Source organism: Flavihumibacter cheonanensis (assembly GCF_022352215.1).
GTDB classification, from domain to species: Bacteria; Bacteroidota; Bacteroidia; order Chitinophagales; family Chitinophagaceae; genus Flavihumibacter; species Flavihumibacter cheonanensis.
The window spans coordinates 1-287 of sequence record NZ_JAKRWF010000108.1; the positions used below are offsets into that span (position 1 = coordinate 1).

Consider the following 287-nt stretch of genomic DNA (forward strand, 5'->3'; position numbering starts at 1 on the left):
ACCAGAAGATCATCGAGGAGGCGCCCTCGCCCTTCGTCGACGCCGAGCTGCGCGCCGCGATGGGGGCGCAGGCGGTGGCACTGGCCAAGGCCGTGGACTACATCTCGGCCGGCACCGTCGAGTTCGTCGTCGACGGCAGCGGCCACTTCTACTTCCTCGAGATGAACACGCGCATCCAGGTCGAGCATCCGATCACCGAGATGGTCACCGGGCTGGACATCGTCGAGCAGCAGATCCGCATCGCCGAGGGGGCGGCGCTCGCCTTCGCCCAGACCGACGTGCGCCTC

1 protein-coding gene is annotated in these 287 nt (G+C 68.3%); it reads left to right on the forward strand.

Going from position 1 to position 287, the window contains the following annotated elements; translation table 11 throughout:
- Positions 1-287: ATP-binding protein (locus tag MD536_RS21305; RefSeq protein ID WP_498366316.1), on the forward strand; the 287-nt coding region annotated here is incomplete at both ends.